At 71.3% G+C, this 19,139-nt stretch carries 14 protein-coding genes; 9 read left to right on the top strand and 5 right to left on the bottom strand.

Annotated elements, in window-relative coordinates:
• Window positions 1-15: 15 nt before the first annotated feature.
• The 7 genes from ABD830_RS30690 (at window position 16) to ABD830_RS30660 (ending at window position 7,648) form a co-directional block, all read left to right on the top strand.
• Window positions 16-1,557, top strand: coding sequence for an ABC transporter substrate-binding protein (locus ABD830_RS30690; protein WP_344994927.1), 1,542 nt, complete (start codon window positions 16-18; stop codon window positions 1,555-1,557).
• Complete coding sequence (locus tag ABD830_RS30685; RefSeq protein ID WP_344994925.1) at window positions 1,557-2,510, top strand: ABC transporter permease; 954 nt, start codon at window positions 1,557-1,559, stop codon at window positions 2,508-2,510. The genes ABD830_RS30690 and ABD830_RS30685 overlap by 1 nt, the downstream gene beginning before the upstream one ends.
• A complete protein-coding gene (locus tag ABD830_RS30680; RefSeq protein WP_344994922.1) occupies window positions 2,507-3,325 on the top strand; it encodes an ABC transporter permease in 819 nt (272 codons plus the stop codon). The genes ABD830_RS30685 and ABD830_RS30680 overlap by 4 nt, the downstream gene beginning before the upstream one ends.
• Before the next feature lie 64 nt (window positions 3,326-3,389).
• A complete protein-coding gene (locus ABD830_RS30675; protein ID WP_344994919.1) occupies window positions 3,390-4,553 on the top strand; it encodes an anhydro-N-acetylmuramic acid kinase in 1,164 nt (387 codons plus the stop codon).
• Window positions 4,550-5,584: a serine hydrolase domain-containing protein gene (locus ABD830_RS30670; RefSeq protein ID WP_344994916.1), complete on the top strand. Its 1,035-nt coding sequence runs from the start codon at window positions 4,550-4,552 to the stop codon at window positions 5,582-5,584. Before ABD830_RS30675 ends, ABD830_RS30670 begins: the two co-directional genes overlap by 4 nt.
• A complete protein-coding gene (locus ABD830_RS30665) occupies window positions 5,581-7,170 on the top strand; it encodes an ABC transporter ATP-binding protein (protein ID WP_344994913.1) in 1,590 nt (529 codons plus the stop codon). Before ABD830_RS30670 ends, ABD830_RS30665 begins: the two co-directional genes overlap by 4 nt.
• Window positions 7,171-7,219: 49 nt before the next feature.
• The gene (locus ABD830_RS30660) at window positions 7,220-7,648 is read left to right on the top strand and encodes a winged helix-turn-helix transcriptional regulator (protein WP_344996024.1); all 429 of its coding nucleotides are present in this window, start codon (window positions 7,220-7,222) and stop codon (window positions 7,646-7,648) included.
• A 90-nt stretch (window positions 7,649-7,738) separates the two neighbouring features.
• On the opposite strand, the gene ABD830_RS30655 is transcribed toward ABD830_RS30660, so the two are convergent.
• From ABD830_RS30655 to ABD830_RS30645, 3 genes are all read right to left on the bottom strand, one after another.
• Window positions 7,739-11,467 carry a S8 family peptidase gene (locus ABD830_RS30655; RefSeq protein ID WP_344994910.1) on the bottom strand — a complete coding sequence of 1,243 codons (3,729 nt, stop codon included), beginning with the start codon at window positions 11,465-11,467 and terminating at the stop codon, window positions 7,739-7,741.
• A gap of 440 nt (window positions 11,468-11,907) precedes the next feature.
• The gene (locus ABD830_RS30650) at window positions 11,908-12,993 is read right to left on the bottom strand and encodes a PqqD family protein (protein ID WP_344994907.1); all 1,086 of its coding nucleotides are present in this window, start codon (window positions 12,991-12,993) and stop codon (window positions 11,908-11,910) included.
• The gene (locus ABD830_RS30645; RefSeq protein WP_344994904.1) at window positions 12,990-13,871 is read right to left on the bottom strand and encodes a HesA/MoeB/ThiF family protein; all 882 of its coding nucleotides are present in this window, start codon (window positions 13,869-13,871) and stop codon (window positions 12,990-12,992) included. The genes ABD830_RS30650 and ABD830_RS30645 overlap by 4 nt, the downstream gene beginning before the upstream one ends.
• Here ABD830_RS30645 and ABD830_RS30640 point away from each other — a divergent pair, their 5' ends adjacent.
• Window positions 13,872-14,213, top strand: a complete 342-nt coding sequence (locus tag ABD830_RS30640) for a hypothetical protein (protein WP_344994902.1) — start codon at window positions 13,872-13,874, stop codon at window positions 14,211-14,213. It begins immediately after the preceding gene.
• A 50-nt stretch (window positions 14,214-14,263) separates the two neighbouring features.
• Here ABD830_RS30640 and ABD830_RS30635 read toward each other — a convergent pair whose 3' ends face one another.
• A complete protein-coding gene (locus tag ABD830_RS30635; RefSeq protein ID WP_344994900.1) occupies window positions 14,264-14,821 on the bottom strand; it encodes a dienelactone hydrolase family protein in 558 nt (185 codons plus the stop codon).
• Between the two features lie 101 nt (window positions 14,822-14,922).
• On the opposite strand from ABD830_RS30635, the gene ABD830_RS30630 reads away from it, so the two are divergent.
• Window positions 14,923-17,904, top strand: coding sequence for an alpha-mannosidase (locus ABD830_RS30630; RefSeq protein WP_344994897.1), 2,982 nt, complete (start codon window positions 14,923-14,925; stop codon window positions 17,902-17,904).
• On the opposite strand, the gene ABD830_RS30625 is transcribed toward ABD830_RS30630, so the two are convergent.
• Window positions 17,901-19,070 carry an ROK family transcriptional regulator gene (locus tag ABD830_RS30625; protein WP_344994894.1) on the bottom strand — a complete coding sequence of 390 codons (1,170 nt, stop codon included), beginning with the start codon at window positions 19,068-19,070 and terminating at the stop codon, window positions 17,901-17,903. The genes ABD830_RS30630 and ABD830_RS30625 overlap by 4 nt on opposite strands.
• Window positions 19,071-19,139: the final 69 nt, after the last annotated feature.

Here is a 19,139-nt window from a genome sequence, read left to right as displayed (position 1 = left end):
CCCCGAGGAGACCACATGCCCCGTGGCGCCCTCTCCGCAGCCGGCGTCGCCGCCGTGCTGTCCATCGCCCTCACCAGTTGCTCCTCATCCTCCGGTCCGGCCCCGAGCACCGGCGGCGGCGCCTCCGGCAAGACCCTCGTGGTCGGCGTGACCTCCGACCCGGACACGCTCTTCCCCTGGAAGGCCACCCAGTTCCAGGCCGTGAACGTGCTGCAGAACCTGTACGGGACGCTCACCGAGTTCGACAAGGACCTGAACGTGGTGCCCGGACTGGCCGAGTCGTGGCAGGCCTCGGACGACGGCAAGAAGCTCACACTCAAGCTCCGGCAGGGCGTCACGTTCGCCGACGGCAGCGCGTTCGACTCCAAGGACGTCAAGTCGTCCCTGGACAAGATCATGGACGAGAAGACGGCGGCCGTGGCCCGGGCGTCGCTGTCGTCGGTGAAGTCGGTCGAGGCCCCCGACGCGGGCACCGTGGTGCTGGAGCTGACCGGCCCCGACGCCGCGCTGCCCGCCAACCTGGCCACGGTCAACATGGCGATGCTCTCCTCCGACGACACCGAGGACAAGCTCAACACGACCCCGAACGGCACGGGCCCGTTCAAGCTCAAGAACCGCGTGGCGAGCCAGTCGATCACGCTCGCCAAGAACGACGCGTACTGGGGCGAGAAGCCGAAGGCGCCGGCGGTCGAGTTCCGGGTCATCCCCGACGAGTCGTCCATCGTGTCGGCCATGCAGTCGGGCAACGTGCAGCTGGCGGTCTTCAACGACCCGCTCGTCGCGCAGACCGCGCAGGGCGGCGGCACGATCACCGTGGCCAAGACGCCGCAGCTCAACTACCACGTGCTGCAGCTCAACGCGCAGCACGGCGACCTCAAGGACGTCAACGTGCGGCTGGCGATCCAGTGCGCGATCGACCGCAAGCAGGTGCTCGACACCGCCGCGCTGGGCGAGGGCGAGGTGACCGGGCCGATCACCGCCCCGCTGTTCAAGTCGGACCCGAACAAGCGCCCCTGCCCGGCCCGTGACCTGGCCAAGGCGGCCGAGTATCTCGGCAAGGCGGGCAAGTCCGGCGGGGTGACCGTCAAGACGATCGTCTCCCAGGGCGAGTACGCGACCTCGGTCAACGAGGCCCAGAACCTCAAGGCCCAGCTCGCCGAGGCCAAGATCAACCTGGATCTGGAGGTGCTGGAGTCAGGCGCGTTCGTGGACCGCTGGGTGGCCGCCGACTTCGACGCCGCGGTCGCGCTCAACGGCGGACGTCCCGACCCCGACGGCTCCTACGGCCGCTACTTCACCAGCAAGGGCAACCTGAACAAGGTCGCCGGCTACAGCTCGCCCGAGCTGGACAAGCTCTTCGCCGACGGCAAGGCCACCACCGAACAGGCCGCGCGCAAGGCGATCTACGACCAGGTCTCGGCCAAGCTGGAGGAGAACGCCCCCTGGATCTGGCTGTTCTCCGGCTACACCTACACCGCCACGACGGCAGGTGTGCAGGGGTTCGTGCCGATGGCCAGCGGCTCGCTGCAGTTCCTGCGGACCACCTCCGTCAGCTGATGAGGCGTACGCGCAACCGCGTCATCAGCACGGTGGGGACCCTGTTCGGGGTGGCCGTGCTCGTGTTCGTCATGCTCAGGGCGATCCCCGGCAGCCAGATCACGGCAGGGCTCGGCACCGAGGCCGCGGCGCTCACCCCCGCCCAGCGGCAGGCCCTGGAGCAGTACTACGGGCTCGACCAGCCGCTGTTCACGCAGTTCTTCTCGTGGCTCGGCAACATGGTCACGGGGAACCTCGGCTACTCGGCCCGCCAGCAGCAGAGCGTGCTCGACCTGACCCTGCACTCGCTGCCGGTGACGGTCGAGCTGGCGGTGCTCTCGATCGTGCTGGCGCTGCTGATCGGGGTGCCGCTCGGCATGCTGGCGGCCTCCAGGACGAATTCACCCAGGGACGCGCTCGGCCAGCTGGTGAGCCTGGCGGGGCTGTCGGTCCCGGCGTTCCTGCTGGCCACCACGCTGCTGTCGGTCTTCGCGGCGTCGTTCGGCTTCAACCCCAACGGGCAGGGCTTCGCCACGCTCTTCGAGGACCCGCTGCTCAACCTGGAGCAGATGCTCCTGCCCGCGCTGGTGCTGGGCTTCGGCATCGCGGCGCCGATCCTGCGCACCACCCGCACGGCGGTGCTGGAGGTCCGCTCGAACGACTTCGTCCGCACCGCCCGCGCCAAGGGCGTGCCGGAGCGGCGGCTGCAGGTCAAGCACGTGCTCGGCAACGCGCTCGTGCCGATCGTGACCATGACCGGCCTGCAGTTCGGCTACCTGCTGGGCGGCGCGGTCGTGGTGGAGCAGATCTTCTCCGTGCCGGGCATCGGCAGGCAGGTGCTGCTGGGCATCCAGCAGAAGGAGTACGCGGTGGTGCAGAGCACGGTGTTGGTGATCGCGCTGGCGTTCGTGCTGGTGAACCTGCTGACGGACGTGCTCTACCGGATCATCGACCCGCGGGTGAGGGCGTCGTGAGGCGAAGTCCGGCCCTGCCGGCGGGAGCGGCGATCCTCGTGCTGCTGGCCGTCGTGGCGGCGCTGTCGTACACCGGGCTGCTGCCGTACGACCCGATCGCGCAGCACCCGCCGTCGCGCTTCATGGCGCCCTCGGGCGCGCACCTGTTCGGCACTGACCAGTTCGGCCGGGACGTCTTCTCGCGGGTGGCGGCCGGGGTGGGCAACTCGGCCCTCATCGCGGTCGTCGCGGTGGCGTTCGCGACCGTGGTGGGCACGCTGGGCGGGCTCGTGTCCGGCTTCTACCGCGGCTTCGCCGACGGGGCGATCGGCGGGGTGACGAACGTGCTGTTCGCGTTCCCGCCGCTGCTGCTGGCGCTGTCGCTGGCGTCGGTGCTGGACCGCAACTGGTTCACGATCGCCGTGGCCATCGCCATCGTGTACGTGCCCATCTTCATCCGCGTCACCCGGGGCCCGGTGCTGTCGCTCAGGGAGATCGAGTACGTCAGGGCGGCCGTCTCGACCGGCATGAGCCGCTGGCAGATCATGCTCCGGCACGTCCTGCCGAACATCACCTCGATCGTCGTCATCCAGATCGCGCTGTCGCTGTCCTGGGCGGTGCTGACCGAGGCGTCGCTGAGCTTCCTCGGCCTGGGCACGCCGCCGCCCGCGCCGTCGCTCGGCTCGATGATCTTCGAGGCGCGCAGCCTGGTCCGCATCGCCCCGTGGACGCTGATCGCGCCGGGCGCGGTCGTCGTCCTGCTGGTCGTGGGCCTGAACCTGCTCGGCGACGGCCTGCGTGACACTCTCGACCCCCGGAACCGAGGCAAACGGTGAATCTCACTCTGGTGGCTCAGGCGCGGACGGGCAGGCTACGGGGGACGGCTTTCGGGGAGTTGACATGAGAGTTCTGGGGATGATCTCCGGCACGTCGCACGACGGGATCGACGTGGCCGTGGTGGACTTCCGTCTCGTCGGCGGCCTGCTTGAAGGCCGCGTCGGCCACACGGCGAGCACGCCGTACCCGGCTGAGCTGCGGGCCCGGCTGATCGCGGCGCTGCCGCCGGCGCGGACGACGCTGGCCGAGGTGTGCGTGCTCGACACGCTCATCGGGCAGAGCTTCGCCGACGCCGCGGCCTCGGCCGTCGCGCTGGGCGGGCCCGTGGACCTGATCGTCTCGCACGGGCAGACCGTCTACCACTGGGTGGAGGGCACGCACGCGCTCGGCACGCTGCAGATCGGGCAGCCCGCGTGGATCGCCGAGCGGACCGGCGTCCCCGTGCTGTCGGATGTGCGCATCAGGGACATCACGGCCGGCGGGCACGGGGCGCCGCTGGTGTCGGTGCTGGACGGGCTGCTGCTCGGCGCGCACCAGGGCGGCGCGGCGGCGCTCAACCTGGGCGGCATCGCGAACATGACCGTGGTCGGCGGCGGCGAGCTGTACGCCTACGACATCGGGCCCGCGAACGCGCTGATCGACGCGGTGGTGACGAGCCGGGGGCTGAACGAGCGCGGCTTCGACGAGGACGGCCGGATCGCGGCCTCGGGACGGGTGGACGAGCGGCTGCTGGAGGTGCTGCTGGACGAGCCGTACTACGGGCTGGCCGCGCCGAAGAGCACCGGCAAGGAGCTGTTCCACCTCGGGTACGTGGACGGAGCCCTGGGCAGGGCGGGACGCGAGATCGCGGACGCCGACCTGGTCGCCACGCTCACCGAGCTGACCGTGCGCACGGTCGCCGGGGACGTGCGGGCCGCCGGGGTGGGCGCGCTGGTCGTCTCGGGCGGCGGCTGCCGCAACCCCGTGATCATGGACGGGCTGCGGGCGGCGCTGCCCGGCGTGGACGTGGCGCCGTCCGACGACTACGGAGCTCCCTCCGACGACAAGGAGGCCATCGCGTTCGCGCTGATCGGCTGGCTGACCGCGCATGGGCTGCCGGGCACCGTGCCGGGCGGGACGGGCGCCCGGGCCGCCCGCATCCTCGGCACGCTGACGCCGGGCGCGGGCCCGCTCGTGCTGCCCGCGCCGGTGGCCGAGCCGCCGCGCTCGCTGGTGCTCACGCGATGAACGCGCCCGCCGGGGTGGTCATGGCCGCGCGGACGCCGTGGTTCGACCTGACCGAGTGCACCGGCCACCGGACCGTGCGCTGGGAGGGCGGCGAGCGCGCCGGCGATGCGCCGATGACCCTGGAGACCTTTCACGACCTCGCCTCGGTCACGAAGGTCGTCGCGACCACGACGGCGCTCATCCGGCTGGTGTCCGACCGGCTCGTGGACCTGGACGCGCCGTTGAACACGTACGTGTCGCGCTCGTACGAGGCGATCACGGTGCGGGACCTGCTCCTGCACCGGGGCGGGCTGTGGGAGTGGTGGCCGCTCTACATCCAGGCGGACCCGCCACCGCCGCGCTACCGGCCCGGACGCGCACGCCACTACTCCGACCTGGGCTTCGTCATGCTCGGCCGGATCGTCGCGGCCGTCACCGGGCTCAGCCTGGACCAGGCGGTGGCCGAGCTGGTCACCGGGCCGCTCGGCCTCACGTCCACCACGTACGCCCGCCCCGCGGGCCCGGAGGTGGCCATGAGCGCCCTGGACGACCGGGTCGAGATGACCATGCTCGACACCGGCCGGCCGTACCCCGTCCCGTACCGCAGCTCCGACTTCGCGGGCTGGCGGCGCGGGCCCGTGCTCGGCGAGGTCGCCGACGGCAATGCCTTTCACGCCTTCGGCGGGGTGTCCGGGCACGCCGGGCTCTTCTCGACCGTGCCGGACCTGCTCGCGTACGGCCTGGCTATGTCCCGGTACGAGGAGCACGACCGGCTGTGGCGGCCCGAGGTGGTCCGGGAGTTCTTCGCCACCGGACCGGATGCCGGGCAGGCCCTGGGGTTCCGTACGTACGAGCTGAGGCTGTGGGACGAGACCGTGACCGTGCTCGGCCACCCCGGCTACGTGGGCTGCGCGGTCGGCTTCGTCCCCGGCCGCGACATCGCGCTGGCCCTGGCGAGCAACCGCCTGCTCGTCCAGGGCGAGCCCACCCCCACCGACGCCCTCTGGGACGACCTCCTCCAGGCCACCACGCAACGATCGAGGACAGCATGACGCCCCTCCTGGAGATCCGTGACCTCTCGGTCGCCTTCCGCACCCGCAAGCAGGACGTCACGGTCGTCAAGGACGTCTCGATGGAGATCCTGCCCGGCCAGACCGTCGCGGTGGTCGGCGAGTCCGGCTCCGGCAAGACCACCACGGCGGCGGCGGTCAACCGGCTGCTGCCTGACAACGGCCGCATCACCGGCGGCCAGGTGCTGTTCGACGGCCGCGACCTGGCCCGGGCGAGCGAGCGCGAGATGACCGCGATCCGCGGCGCCGGCATCGGCCTGGTCCCGCAGGACCCCATGTCGAACCTCAACCCGCTCATGCGCATCGGCGACCAGATCGCCGAGGCGCTCGAGGTGCACGGCGTCGCCACCGGCAAGGCGGCCGGGGAACGCGTGCTCGAGCTGCTCGACCTCGTCGGCATCCCCGACCCGGCGCGGCGGATCGGGCAGTACCCGCACGAGTTCTCGGGCGGCATGCGGCAGCGCGCGCTGATCGCGATGGGGCTGGCCTGCCGGCCGAAGCTGCTCATCGCCGACGAGCCCACCTCCGCGCTGGACGTGACCGTGCAGCGGCGCATCCTCGACCAGCTGGAGCAGCTCACCGCCGAGATGGGCACGGCCGTCCTGCTGATCACGCACGACCTGGCGCTGGCGGCGGAGCGGGCCGACGTGGTGGCCGTCATGCACGACGGCCGGATCGTGGAGACCGGGCGGGCGGCCGAGGTCCTGGCCGAGCCGGAGCACGACTACACCAGGCGGCTGCTCAAGGCCGTGCCGAGCCTGTCGTCGGTACGGGTCGCAGAACCACCACGGGAGGCCGCGGACCTGGTGGTCGTGGAGGGGCTGCGCAAGGTGTTCCCGATCAGGGGCACCGGCGAGGAGCTGACCGCCGTGGACGCGGTCTCCTTCCGCATCCCGCGGGGCCGTACCGTGTCGATCGTGGGCGAGTCGGGCTCGGGCAAGTCGACCACCGCGAACCTGCTGCTCGGCCTCGACGAGGCCACCTCCGGCAGCATCCGCTTCGACGGCACGGACCTGGCGGGGCTCGGCAGGCGGGAGCTGTTCGCGTTCCGCCGGCGGGTGCAGCCCGTCTTCCAGAACCCGTACGCCTCGCTCGACCCCCGCTACCCGGTCGGGAAGTCGATCGCCGAGCCGCTGCGCGTGCACCGCGTCGGCGGCGCGGCGGAGCGCAAGAAGGCCGCGGCCGAGCTGCTGGAGAAGGTGGCGCTGCCCGCGTCCATGGCCGAGCGGCTGCCGCACGAGCTGTCCGGCGGCCAGCGCCAGCGGGTGGCCATCGCCAGGGCGCTGGCCCTCTCGCCCGACCTGGTGGTGCTGGACGAGGCCGTCTCCGCACTGGACGTGCTGGTGCAGGCACAGATCCTGGAGCTGCTCGCCGAACTGCAGCGGGAGCTGGGACTCAGCTACCTGTTCATCAGCCACGACCTGGCCGTGGTGCGGATGATCTCGCACGAGGTGCACGTCATGCGCGACGGCCGGATCGTGGAGAGCGGCACCTCCGGGGACATCTTCGACCACCCGGCGGAGGACTACACCCGCGAGCTGCTCGCGGCGATCCCCGGCAGCAGATAAGTTGGAATTCCGGACGCTGTCGGAAGTTCGGAGGCTTTCGGAGGTGACGATGCCCAGGGAATGCTCGATCGCCAACGCGCTGGCGGTCGTCGGCGAGCGGTGGAGCCTGCTGGCCATGCGGGAGATCTTCCTGGGCGTGCGCCGCTTCGACCAGATCGCCCGCAACACCGGCGCCAGCCGCGACATCCTCACCGCCCGCCTGCGCAAGCTGGAGGAGCTCGGGCTGCTGGAGCGCGAGCTGTACGAGGAGCACCCGCCACGCTACGAGTACGTGCTGACCGAGGCCGGCCAGGCGCTGCACACGGTGCTGCTGTCGCTCATGGACTGGGGCGACCGCTACGTCACGCCGGGCGAGCCGCCGACGGTGTGGCGGCACAGCTGCGGCGAGACGCTGGAGCCGGTCATGGTGTGCGCGCACTGCCGCGAGCCCGTCCGCCAGGAGGACATGGCCGTCGTCCGCGTGCACCAGCCGCAGTAGAAAGCTGGGGGAGGCCGCGCACGGCTCTCCCCCAGCTTCAGATCCTGACGCGCCGGCCACTAGGGTGCTCGACACCCTCATGCACGGCGTTCAGCGCACCGCGTAGGCGCGGATCACCTCCTGCGACAGGGTGCTGCCGTTGACGTCGGAGGCGTTCAGCCGCAGCGAGACGAACCCGGATGTCGAGCGGCCGAGCGTGGTCTCGTAGGACCGCTCACCCTTGGCACGCAGGCGGGTCTTCGTCCAGGTGGCGCCGTCGTCGTACGACACCTCCAGCGAGACGTCCTTGACCGCGCTCTGCGCCGCGCCCTCCTGCTGGTAGAGCGACAGGCCGAGCCGGTGCGACCTGGCCTGGTTCTTCAGGTCCACGGGCGCGTCGAACGAGGCCAGCAGCAGGGGGACCACCGTCGTCTCCGTGGTGTGCTCGGAGCCGAACGTCCACACCGCTTTCGTACGCGTTGACAGCTTCGCCCACTCGGCCTCGTTGGCGAGGTCGTACTCGATCCGGTACGTGGCCCGCTCCGGCGGGAGCATGCCCGACCCCGAGGGCAGGTAGTTCGTCTGCAGCAGCAGCTTGTCGCCCTGGTAGAGCCGGAAGTCGGACTTCAGGCCGTGCTCGAACATGCTGGTGTACCCGTCACCGTAGTTGCGGTCGGCGTCCACGAAGCCCTGCATCGAGATGCGCATCCGGTCGCCGTCCCGGCGCAGCGGGTTGCGCGGGTTGATGCCGGGCATCAGCGGCTGCTTGAACAGCGTCCGGCTGACCCGCTCCCCCACCTCGTAGGGGCGGAACTCCGGCGACGACATCAGGATGCGCGGCGTGTCGGGGTGCGGCCACATGTTGTTGTAGGGCCGCTCCGGGCTGCCCGCCGACGAACTCCACTTCAGCTCGGGGTCGGGGGTGACGTAGTCGGTGCGGATGCGCGGCGTCTTGGCCAGGGGGAGGTTCGTGGAGATGGATGAGGTGTCCCACGGCTCGAAGACGAACCTGGCCTCGTTCATCATCACGTCGTCGGACAGTTGGCTGTGGTAGCCGGTCTCGATCCTGGCCAGCGACTTCGACCGCACCGTGTACGTGAGCGAGTCGCGTACCCGGCCCTTCTCGCGCAGGTACAGGTCGTAGACGTACGGGCTGGCGACGATGCCCTTGGCCAGGACCGGCACCGGCAGGCGGCGCAGCCGCTCCACCAGCTTCAGCCCTTCCTCGTGCGTCAGGCGCACGGTCGGGACGGCGAGCTTGACCTTGTTGCCGCCGGTCGTGACGTCGGCGCCCGGCTGGTCACTGTAGACGGCGATCATCTTCGCCCCCGCCGCCGCGGCCGCATTCGCCTGCGTGGAGACGGGCACCCCGTCGGTGCGCCGGATGACGGCGAGCTTGCCGCGCAGGTCGCGGGCCTTGATCTCCTCGGCGCTGCCCCGGCCCACGTCCACGGCCATGAGGAGCCGGGTTCCGTCCAGGCGCGGGTACTCGGTGGCGAAGTCGCTGAACTGGATGGGGTCGACGTACTGCGGGTCGAGGTCCAGGCCGGGCGTGGACAGGGTGATCTCGGGGGCGGTCAGCCGCCAGCGGGTGGCGACGATGAACGTGCCCTTGGTGACCTTCCTGGTCGGCTGGACGAACAGCCGCTCCTCGATCTGCCCGCCGGGCGAGATCGTGGTGCCGCCGCGCAGCGCGGTGTCGGTCTTGCTCGAGCGGTACCACATGAGGGCGGCGGCGGCCCCGGTGTTCCGCTTGGTCGTGTGGTCGGGCGTCTCGACCTTGACCTCCACGGCCTTGCGGGCGTCCAGCACGACCTCGGTGTTCCCGGTGATCTCCATTTCCGGGTCGCCGACCAGGCTCTCGTTGAGCGGCTTGCCGGAGGTGGTGCTGTCCTGCGTGGCGGGCATGGTGAAGATGTGGCCGAGCACGGAGTAGGTGCCGGGCTTGACGAGCAGGCAGGTGCCGCTGCCGTACTTCTGATCGGTGCAGGGCTGGGACGGGTCGCCGGGGAGCAGGCGGCCGACCAGGGTGCCTTCGTCGAGGTTGAGCACGGTGAAGCCGCCGCGGGCGGTGCGGCCGTCCCTGGCGATGCCACGTACGCGTAGCTCGACCCGCTTCTCGTCGACGCTGCCCGTCAGCAGTGTGCGTACCGTGGCGCCGCCGGTGACGGCAGCCGTCAGTTCCTGGCGCAGCAGCCCGGCCTGGTCCGCCTTGGCGGTGACCTTCACCTCGGCCGTCCCTCCGGCGGGCACCGTGAGCTTCGACGGCTCGACGGTGAACGCGTCGCCGGTCGACAGGCTCAGCTCGGCGGGGGCCTGGCCGAGGTTGTGGTAACCGACGGTGAGGCTCTTCTGCTCGCCGGTGGTCAGCTTGCCGAAGCCGGCCGAGCCGGTCGAGGCCACGACCGTGTCCTTGAGCGCGGCGGCCACGTCGACGCGGCCCGCGCCCTGGGCGTCCACGTCGATGTCCTGGCCCGGCTTGGCGGCGGCCATGAGCAGCGACTTCAGCTCGTTGCCGGCGATCCCCGGGCGGGCCTGCCGCAGCAGCGCCGCCGCGCCCGCCACGTGCGGGGTCGCCATCGAGGTGCCGGAGAGCGTGAGGCTGCCGCCGCCCGTCCTGGCGGCGGTGATGTCCACGCCGGGGGCGGTGATGTCAGGCTTGACGGCCAGGTCGGCGGTGATCGGGCCCCGGCTGGAGAACGGCGCCAGCTTGTCCTGCTTGTCCACCGCGCCGACGGTCAGCGCCTCGGGCGCGTCGCCCGGCGCGCCCACGCACTGGTCGCAGCCGTCGTTGCCGGCCGCCACCACGAACAGCGTGCCGTACTGCTTGCTGAGCTGCGTCGCGGCCGCGGTGAGCGGGCCGCCCGGCTCGCGGCTGCCGAGGCTCATGTTGACGATCTCGGCGTGCTTCTCGCCGGCCGCCCACTCCATGCCGTCGATGATCCAGGACAGCTGGCCGTAGCCGTCGGCGTCGAGCACGCGGCCGTTGAGCAGCCGCGCGCCGGGGGCGACGCCCTTGCCGATGCCGTCGGCTCCCGTGCCCGCGATGGTGCTGGCCACGTGGGTGCCGTGTCCCTGGGGGTCGCCCGTGACGTTCTGGCCGGTGAAGTCGCGCTGGTCGGCGACCTTGCCCGCCAGGTCCGGGTGGGTGGCGTCCACGCCGGTGTCGAGGACCGCCACGGTCGTGCCGGTGCCGTCGTACCCGGCGGCCCACGCCTCGGGCGCGCCGATCTGCGGCACGCTCTGCTCCAGCGCCGGCTTCACCTTGCGGTCGAGCCAGATCTTCGCCACGCCCGCCAGCGGCCCGGCGGCGCGCAGGTTCGGGGCGGACTCCAGCTTGGCCAGCTCCGCTCCGAACTGCGCCGCGTCCCGCTTGTCCACCTGGACGGCCGCGCCGCCGATGCTCTCCAGCGTCCGGACCTGCTTCGCGGCGGGGATGGCGGCCTTCGTGGTGTTGCCCGTGTACGTGAGGATGAGCGGGATCGCGGTGCCGAAGCCCTGCTCGGCTAATTCGGTCACGTTGAACAGCGCGGTGTCGAGCCGCTCGGGTACCAGGGCCGCGACGTCGTCGGGAATGACGGTCACGCCGCCGTCCGACTCCAGCACCTGGAACGTCGGAACGGACCCGTCCGCCCGCTGCGCCGGGGTGACGGTCACCGCGTGGTGCTCGCCGTCCACGGCACGCACCTGCACCTGGTCACCGGTGATCAGCGTGATCTCGCCGCTCGCCGGGGCGTTGGTGAACGACCCGGGCGGTACGGTGGCCGCGTGCGCGCCGGGAGCCGCCAGCACCGATGCGACCATGACCATGGAGACGGCCGCAGCCCCCCATCGCCCCATGGACGACCTCCAGAAAATTGGTAAGCACGAATACCGCATTCCTAGTCATCCGGATAGGGCGGTGTCTATGAGGCAGGTGTGGCAACTTCCCGACTTGTCGGGAATCCGCCACCGCACTTCGGCTGGAATCCTTCGAGGGAAGGGGTCCCAACCGAGGTACGGCCTGCACGCAGGCGGCCGACCGTGCTGGAAGCAGGTGAGGTCCGGATTGGGGGCGTAGGGACCTTGATTGCCGCCGCCGTCGGTGATCCCGCTCGGCGAACGCCCGTTGAAGGCGAAGACGTTGCCGGCCACCGGATCGGGGCTGGCGATGGCGCAGCGCGCCGCCGTGCATGGAGAAGACATTGACCACGCCGTGCACGGCGCAGCGGTCGACGGTCACCTCGTCGCCGTCCTAAACATCGCCGAAGCGGTCTCTTCACCATTCCCGGAAAGGCCGGTCAGGCGGGCCGGAATGCTCGGCTCCGCGCCGAGGCGATCAGGCGGCGGCCGAGCAGAGCCAGGTAGAGCACCCACCCGGCGGCCACCAGGCCGAGCGCGGCGACGGGCTGCCAGCCGGGCAGCTCCGCGACCGACCGCCGCACCACCGCGACGGTGATCGGCACCGTGTAGAGGGCGAAGAACCCCAGCCCGAGCACCCGCCCCACCACCAGGAACCACGCGTACACGCGGACGCTGCGGCGGGCCTGCCGCGCCCTGCCCGCGAGCACGGCACGCAGGTACGCCTGCGCGTCCGCCATCAGGTTCTTGTTCCCGCTGGCATTGGCGAAGGCGTAGTAGACGTCGGTACGCATGAAGAACAGGAACTGCCAGGCGATCTGCGACAGGCAGATGACCATGACCAGCCGCACGACGGCGAGGTCGGCGACGTACAGGACACACGCCCCCGCGCAGACGAGGAACCAGTCGACCCGCATGCCCGCCAGGTACGCACGGTAGCGTGCCCTCCTGGGCACGCCCCAGATGCCGGTGATCCTGGTCTGCACGACCAGGAACTGCAGCCGGGTGCCGAGCGACAGCTCCGCCCGCACGTTCAGGGACCTCGCGGCGGCGACGTGGCCGAGCTCGTGCGCCAGCACGAGGATCCACGAGCCGGCCGCGAAGGCCACCGTGAACGTGAGGCTGTCGGACCACACCAGCGACGAGAGGCCGGGCAGGATCTCCGGCCTGGCGACGGCGGCGGCCACCGCGGCCACGGTCAGCAGGGCCAGCACGGCGTGGGCGGGCCAGGAGAAGAGCCAGGCCACGTGGCCGGGGCGGATCCGGTCCCAGAGGTTCGGCGGGCGACTCGGCCGGCTGAGCAGGCCCGCCCCTTCGAGCCCGGTGACGAACTCGGCCACGTCCACGTCCACGCCGTGCTCGGCCAGCACCCGGGCGCGGGCCTCATCGGCCGTCCTGCTGCCGTCGAGTGCCGCGATCACGGCCGCCGCCACCCCCGGCACGTTGACGAACGTCTCGCCGTTGCCGATCACGTAGTCGTCCGGACCGTCGGCGACGACGGTGAGGAACGACAGATCGGTCCTCACCCGCAGACCTCGCAGTCGTCCGCCCGGTCGAAGTCACGGGCGGTGGTGGTGAGGGTGAGCAGGTCCAGCCAGACGCTCCTGCCCTCGATCGCGGGCACGCCGGTCCCGGTCAGGTGGCGGATCACCTCCGAGGCGAGCATCCCCGACACGATCCCGCACAAGGGCCCGAACGACGGGATCGTCCGTCCCGGGTTGTCGCTGACCGGCAACGTGGCGGCGCCGTAGCGCTCGGCGAGCGCGCGTTCCTGGCAGGCCAGGCAGCCGGTCTTGCCGGGCACGACCAGCGGCCCGAGCAGGCCGACGTGCTGGTTGAAGCCGCCGGTGACGAACGGCGTGCCCGCCTCGACGCAGGCCCGGTTGACCCAGCGGCGGATGTGCGGCTGCGGCGTGTCCACGGTGTTCACCACGAGGTCGGCGTCGGTGACGACGTCCGCCGGCCCGGAGATGCGCCGCTCGATCTGCCTGACCTCCAGGTCCGGACAGTGCTCGAGGAGGGTGCGCGCGGCGGCGACCGTCTTGGGCTCGCCGAGGTCGCGCACGGTGTAGAGGTGCTGGCGGTGCAGGTTGCTGAGCTCCACCCGGTCGTCGTCCAGGATCGTCAGCCGGCCCACGCCCGAGGTGGCGAGCTGGAGCGCGACGTGCCCGCCGATGGCGCCCGCGCCGAGCACCGCGACGTGTGTGCGCGACAGGTCCGCGATCGCCGCGGCCGCCTGCTCCGCGGGGTGGAACATGGACAGCCAGAGCCCGAACCGTGACAGCCTGGCCTCACCGGTCAGCCGGTCCAGTTCGTCCTCGGTGACGAGAATCCGCGCGGCCAGGAGTTGCTCCACCGCCGCGTCGATGTCCTCCGGATCGACGCCGTCGATGAGGGCGCGCAATTGGCTCTGCTCGACGGGCGACTCGGCGCAGAGCCGGATCAGGCGGCGCAGTGGCGGCGGGGCGGGATCCAGTATTTGACCGGTCGGCGGGAAATCGCCGAGCCGTACCCGCTCGTGTGCCTCGTCGATGAAAAGGGGAAAAGCCGGATTCACTTGAATCCTGGGCATGGAGGCGGCTCCAGGGCAGGTCGAGAGGTGGGCCTCCTGCGGATGGGGGCCTCCGCAGGAGGCCGCGAAGGCGGTCAGCAGCTGTTGCTGTTGCCCGTCGTCTCGACTTCTTCGACCTTCTTGATCTCGATCGTCATGCGCGATCCCTCCGTCGATCTCGATTGGTCGATGTGATCGTAAATAAAACGCCAGAGAAAGGGGAGGCCCAATTTGCGGAAATCGCGTTATGTCCGGCTGAGAAACGCGAGCGACCGCTTCCACATGAGCGCCGCCGACTCTTCCGAGTAGCCGGGCAGGCCGGGATCGGCGAACAGATGCCGATCACCCGGATAGACGAAGCACTCGATTCCCGCCCCCACCACTGTTGCGAGTCTGGCGATCTCCTCCTTGTCCACCCACGGATCATGCTCGGCGTAGTGCACCTGCACGGGAACGCCGTCGGGCCACTCGCCCTCGGGAGCCACCCCTCCGTGGAAGAGCAGCGCGCCCCTCGCCATCGGGTGCGTCGCGGCGAGCAGCTGCGCCCCGTACGCCCCCAGCGAGAACCCGGCGAACACCGTCGGGCCCGTCACCTCCGCCCCGATCCGGCGGAAGCGGCGGTCGAGCTCGTCAGAGCCGAGCGCGTCACGCTTGCGCAGACCCGGCTCGATATCGGCGAAGACCTCGCCGTCGTAGTAGTCGGGCGTGCGCACGACGTGCCCGCCCGACCGCAGAACCTCCGCCGCCACGCCCACCCCCGGGCGCAGGCCCTGCGCGGAGTGCAAGAGGACGATCTCTGCCATGACGACTGTGTACCACCGGGACGGAAGGTGGACCAGCGCGATCAAGTTGCTTAACGTGCTTAAGGCTGATTTATCACCTTTTTCATGGGGAGCCCCCTGATATGCATGATGACCGTAATCTGGTCGAGGCCCGCCTGAAGCGCGTGCTCGAGGAGCGCATCCGCCCGGCCGTCCACCCCGAGTCGGTGCCGCTGGACGTGGCCGTCTGGCATGCGCCGGGCGAGCCCGTACCGGTCGAGGAGGGGCTGGCGGCGACTCCCGAGCCGATCGCGCCGGGCGCCGCATGGGGTACGCCGTGGGGCACGAGCTGGTTCACGGTCACGGGCACCGTGCCGGCCGAGTGGGCGGGCAGGACCGTCGAGGCCCTGCTCGATCTGGGCTTCGACGAGAACATGCCGGGTTTCCAGTGCGAGGGCCTCGTCTACCGCCCTGACGGCTCCCCGGTGAAGGGCCTCAACCCCCTCAACCAGTGGGTACGGATCGGCTCCCCGGCCGAGGGCGGCGAGCGGGTGCGCCTGCACGTCGAGGCCGCCTCCAACCCGGTCATCCTCGGCGTCCCGCCCTTCCGGCCGACGCACCTGGGTGACAAGGAGACGGCGGGCACCGCCCCGCTGTACCGGCTGGGCCGCATGGACCTGGCCGTCTTCGACGAGACCGTGTGGCAGCTCGTGATGGACCTGGAGGTGCTGGGCGAGCTGATGGCGGAGCTGCCCGCCGACGGCACCCGCCGCTGGGAACTGCTGCGGGCCGTGGAGCGGGCGCTGGACGCCGTCGATCTCCAGGATGTCAACGGTACGGCGGCCGCCGCCAGGGCGGAGCTGACCGGCGTGCTGTCGTCCCCGGCGGTGCCGTCGGCGCACCGGATCAGCGCGGTCGGCCACGCCCACATCGACTCGGCCTGGCTCTGGCCGCTGCGCGAGACCGTGCGCAAGGTGGCCCGCACCGCCTCGAACATGACCGCGCTGCTGGAGGACGAGCCGGACTTCGTGTTCGCGATGTCGCAGGCGCAGCAGTGGGCGTGGATCAAGGAGCACCGGCCCGAGGTGTGGGCGAGGGTGGTCAAGGCGGTGGCCACGGGCCGGTTCGTGCCCGCGGGCGGCATGTGGGTGGAGTCTGACACGAACATGCCCGGCTCGGAGGCGATGGCCAGGCAGTTCGTGCACGGCAAGCGGTTCTTCATCGACGAGTTCGGCATCGACAACGAGGAGGTGTGGCTGCCGGACACGTTCGGGTTCGCGGCGGGCCTGCCGCAGATCATCAGGGCGGCCGGGTCGAAGCGGCTGCTCACGCAGAAGATCTCGTGGAGCCAGACGAACACGTTCCCGCACCACACGTTCCTGTGGGAGGGGCTCGACGGGACGCGGATCTTCACGCACTTCCCGCCGGTGGACACGTACAACTGCTCGATGAGCGGCCGTGAGCTGGCGCACGCGGAGCGCAACTTCAAGGACAAGGGGGCCGCGCGGCACTCGCTCGCGCCGACGGGCTGGGGCGACGGCGGCGGCGGCACGACGCGCGAGATGGTCGCCAAGGCGGCCAGGGTGCGCGACCTGGAGGGCTCGCCGGCCGTCACCTGGGAGACGCCCGCTGCCTTCTTCGCCAAGGCCGAGGCCGAATACCCGAACCCGCCGGTCTGGGTGGGCGAGCTCTACCTGGAGCTGCACCGCGCCACGCTCACCAGTCAGGCCAAGACCAAGCAGGGCAACCGGCGCAGCGAGTCCCTGCTGCGGGAGGCGGAGCTGTGGGCGGCGACCGCGGCCGTGCGCACGGGTGCTCCCTACCCGTACGAGCAGCTTGACCGGCTCTGGAAGACGGTGCTGCTGCACCAGTTCCACGACATCCTGCCGGGCTCCTCGATCGCCTGGGTGCACCGGGAGGCGCGCAGGACGTACGAGAGGGTGGCGGAGGAGCTGAACGGCATCATCGACGCGGCCCAGCGCGCCCTGGCGGGCGACGGCGATCGCACGGTGGTCTTCAACGGGGCCCCGCACACCCGCCACGGCGTCCCGGGAGGGGCCGCCAGGGTCGTCTCGGGTGTGCGGTGGACAGAATCGCGCGACCGGGACGGCGGCGGCTTCGTGCTGGAGAACGACCTGCTCAGGGTGGAGATCGACGCCCGCGGCCTGGTCGTCTCCGCGTACGACCTGGCCGCGGGCAGGGAGACCGTGGCCCCCGGGCAGGCGGCCAACCTCCTCCAGCTCCACCCCGACTTCCCGAACAAGTGGGACGCCTGGGACGTGGACGAGTTCTACCGCAACACGGTCACCGACCTCACGGAAGCCGACGAGGTGAGCCTCGACGGCGACGGGGTGCGCGTCCGGCGCTCGTTCGGGTCGTCCACCGTGACGCAGGTGCTCACGCTCGACGGCGGGCGGCTGGACATCCTCACCGAGGTCGACTGGCATGAGACGGAGAAGTTCCTCAAGCTGGCGTTCCCGCTGGACGTGCGCGCCGACCGGTACGCCTCCGAGAGCCAGTACGGCCACACCTTCCGCGCCACCCACACCAACACGAGCTGGGAGGCCGCCAAGTTCGAGGCGTGCAACCACCGCTTCGTGCACGTGGAGGAGCCCGGCTGGGGCGTCGCGCTGGTCACCGACTCGACCTACGGCCACGACGTCACCCGTACCGTCGGCGACTCGGGCACCACCACGACGCTGCGCGTCTCCCTGCTGCGTGCCCCGCGCTTCCCCGACCCGGAGACCGACCAGGGGGCGCACCGCTTCCGCCACGCGCTCGTGCCGGGCGCGACGATCGGCGACGCGGTGCGCGAGGGCTACTTCGTCAACCTGCCCGACCGCCCCGTGACCGGTGCCGCGGCGGCGGAGGTGGAGCCGTTGATCACGGTGGACGACGACGCGGTGGTGGTGACCGCCGTCAAACTGGCCGACGACGGGAGCGGCGACGTGATCGTACGCTTCCACGAGTCCAGGGGCGGCCGGGCCCGCGCCACGCTCACGCCAGGCTTCCCCGTCGCGGAGGTCGTGGCCACCGACCTGCTGGAACGCCCGACCGGCGAGGGGGCGCTGTCGGTGTCGCTGCGCCCGTTCGAGCTGGTCACCCTGAGGCTGAGGCGCGCCTAGTCACCCAGGCGGGGGGCGTACGTACGGTGGAAGACCAGGGAGGCCGCGCCGATCGCGGCGGCGTCGGCCGCGATCGGCGAGGTCTCCACGCGCACGGCGTGCAACCGCCTGGCCAGCGGCCTGCTCGACACGGCCCGCGCGATCACCTCGCGGTAGATCTCCCCGGCCTCCCTGAGCGCGGGCCCGCCGAGCACGAGCAGGTCGATGTCCAGCATGTTCACCACGCTCACGGCGGCGTCGGCCAGCCGCCCTGCCACGCGTTCGATGACCTGCCGCGCCTCGGGCTCGCCGGAGGCGGCGGCCGCGCAGATGGCGGCATACGGGACCGCTCCCCCGAAGGCGGCCTCGATGGCGCTCGGGCAGCACACCGCCTCCACGCATCCCCGGTTGCCGCAGTAGCACTCGGGCCCGTCGGGTTCGACCGTGATGTGCCCGAACTCGCCCGCGTTCTCCGACCGCCCCCGGTACACCTGGTCGTCCAGGAACATCCCGCCGCCGATCCCCGTCCCCAGGTAGAGGTAGGCGAAGCTGCGCGTGGTGCGGGCGATCCCCGCCCACCGCTCCCCGATCGCCGCCGCGGTGGCGTCGTTGTCCACGGTCACCGGGAAGCGCGTGTGCTCGTGCAGCAGCGCCCTGACCGGCACCCGGTCCCACTCGGGCAGGCGGGGCGGGCAGACCATCACGCCGTCCCGGTCGAGCGGCCCCGGGCAGGCCAGGCCCACGCCGAGCACCTTGCCGTCGGCCACTCCGGCCTCCCGCAGGATCCGCCGCGCCGCCCTGGCCATCTGCCGGACCACCGACTCGGGCTCGAGCCCCGGCCGTACGGGCAGGTGCAGCCGCGCGACCGGCCGCCCCGCCAGGTCGGCCAGCACGCACGAGATCTCCTCGGGGTCGAAGTGCACCCCGACCGCGTACCCGGCGCCGGGGTCCACGCGCAGGATCGTGCGCGGCTTGCCGCCGCGTGACGGCACGGACCCGTCCTCCACGACGAGCCCGTCCTCCAGCAGCCTGCGCACGATCACGGATACGGTCTGCGCGGTCAGCCTGGTGCGGGCGGCGATCTGCACCCGGCTGATGCCGTCGGACGCCTGGATCGCCTCCAGGACCACGGCCCGGTTGTAGCTCCCCACTTCCGGCAGATTCGTGCCGCGTCGCATGTGAGCCATGTCACCACAGAGTGTTGACTAAGTAAATCAAATTGATTTACGTTCACGGGCAAACCCAAGGCAACACGG

Origin of the sequence: Nonomuraea helvata (genome assembly GCF_039535785.1) — a bacterium.
Classification (GTDB): Bacteria; Actinomycetota; Actinomycetes; order Streptosporangiales; family Streptosporangiaceae; genus Nonomuraea; species Nonomuraea helvata.
Note: the sequence above shows the minus strand (reverse complement) of the source record. Positions and strands in the feature narration are given on the sequence as shown.

Excerpts from the sequence above, each read along its gene's own strand:
- ABD830_RS30655 (WP_344994910.1), bottom strand. The coding sequence starts at position 11,467 with ATGGGGCGATGGGGGGCTGCGGCCGTCTCCATGGTCATGGTCGCATCG.
- ABD830_RS30685 (WP_344994925.1), top strand. The coding sequence starts at position 1,557 with ATGAGGCGTACGCGCAACCGCGTCATCAGCACGGTGGGGACCCTGTTC.
- ABD830_RS30630 (WP_344994897.1), top strand. The coding sequence starts at position 14,923 with ATGCATGATGACCGTAATCTGGTCGAGGCCCGCCTGAAGCGCGTGCTC.
- ABD830_RS30670 (WP_344994916.1), top strand. The coding sequence starts at position 4,550 with ATGAACGCGCCCGCCGGGGTGGTCATGGCCGCGCGGACGCCGTGGTTC.
- ABD830_RS30675 (WP_344994919.1), top strand. The coding sequence starts at position 3,390 with ATGAGAGTTCTGGGGATGATCTCCGGCACGTCGCACGACGGGATCGAC.
- ABD830_RS30625 (WP_344994894.1), bottom strand. The coding sequence starts at position 19,070 with ATGGCTCACATGCGACGCGGCACGAATCTGCCGGAAGTGGGGAGCTAC.
- ABD830_RS30635 (WP_344994900.1), bottom strand. The coding sequence starts at position 14,821 with ATGGCAGAGATCGTCCTCTTGCACTCCGCGCAGGGCCTGCGCCCGGGG.
- ABD830_RS30665 (WP_344994913.1), top strand. The coding sequence starts at position 5,581 with ATGACGCCCCTCCTGGAGATCCGTGACCTCTCGGTCGCCTTCCGCACC.
- ABD830_RS30660 (WP_344996024.1), top strand. The coding sequence starts at position 7,220 with ATGCCCAGGGAATGCTCGATCGCCAACGCGCTGGCGGTCGTCGGCGAG.
- ABD830_RS30690 (WP_344994927.1), top strand. The coding sequence starts at position 16 with ATGCCCCGTGGCGCCCTCTCCGCAGCCGGCGTCGCCGCCGTGCTGTCC.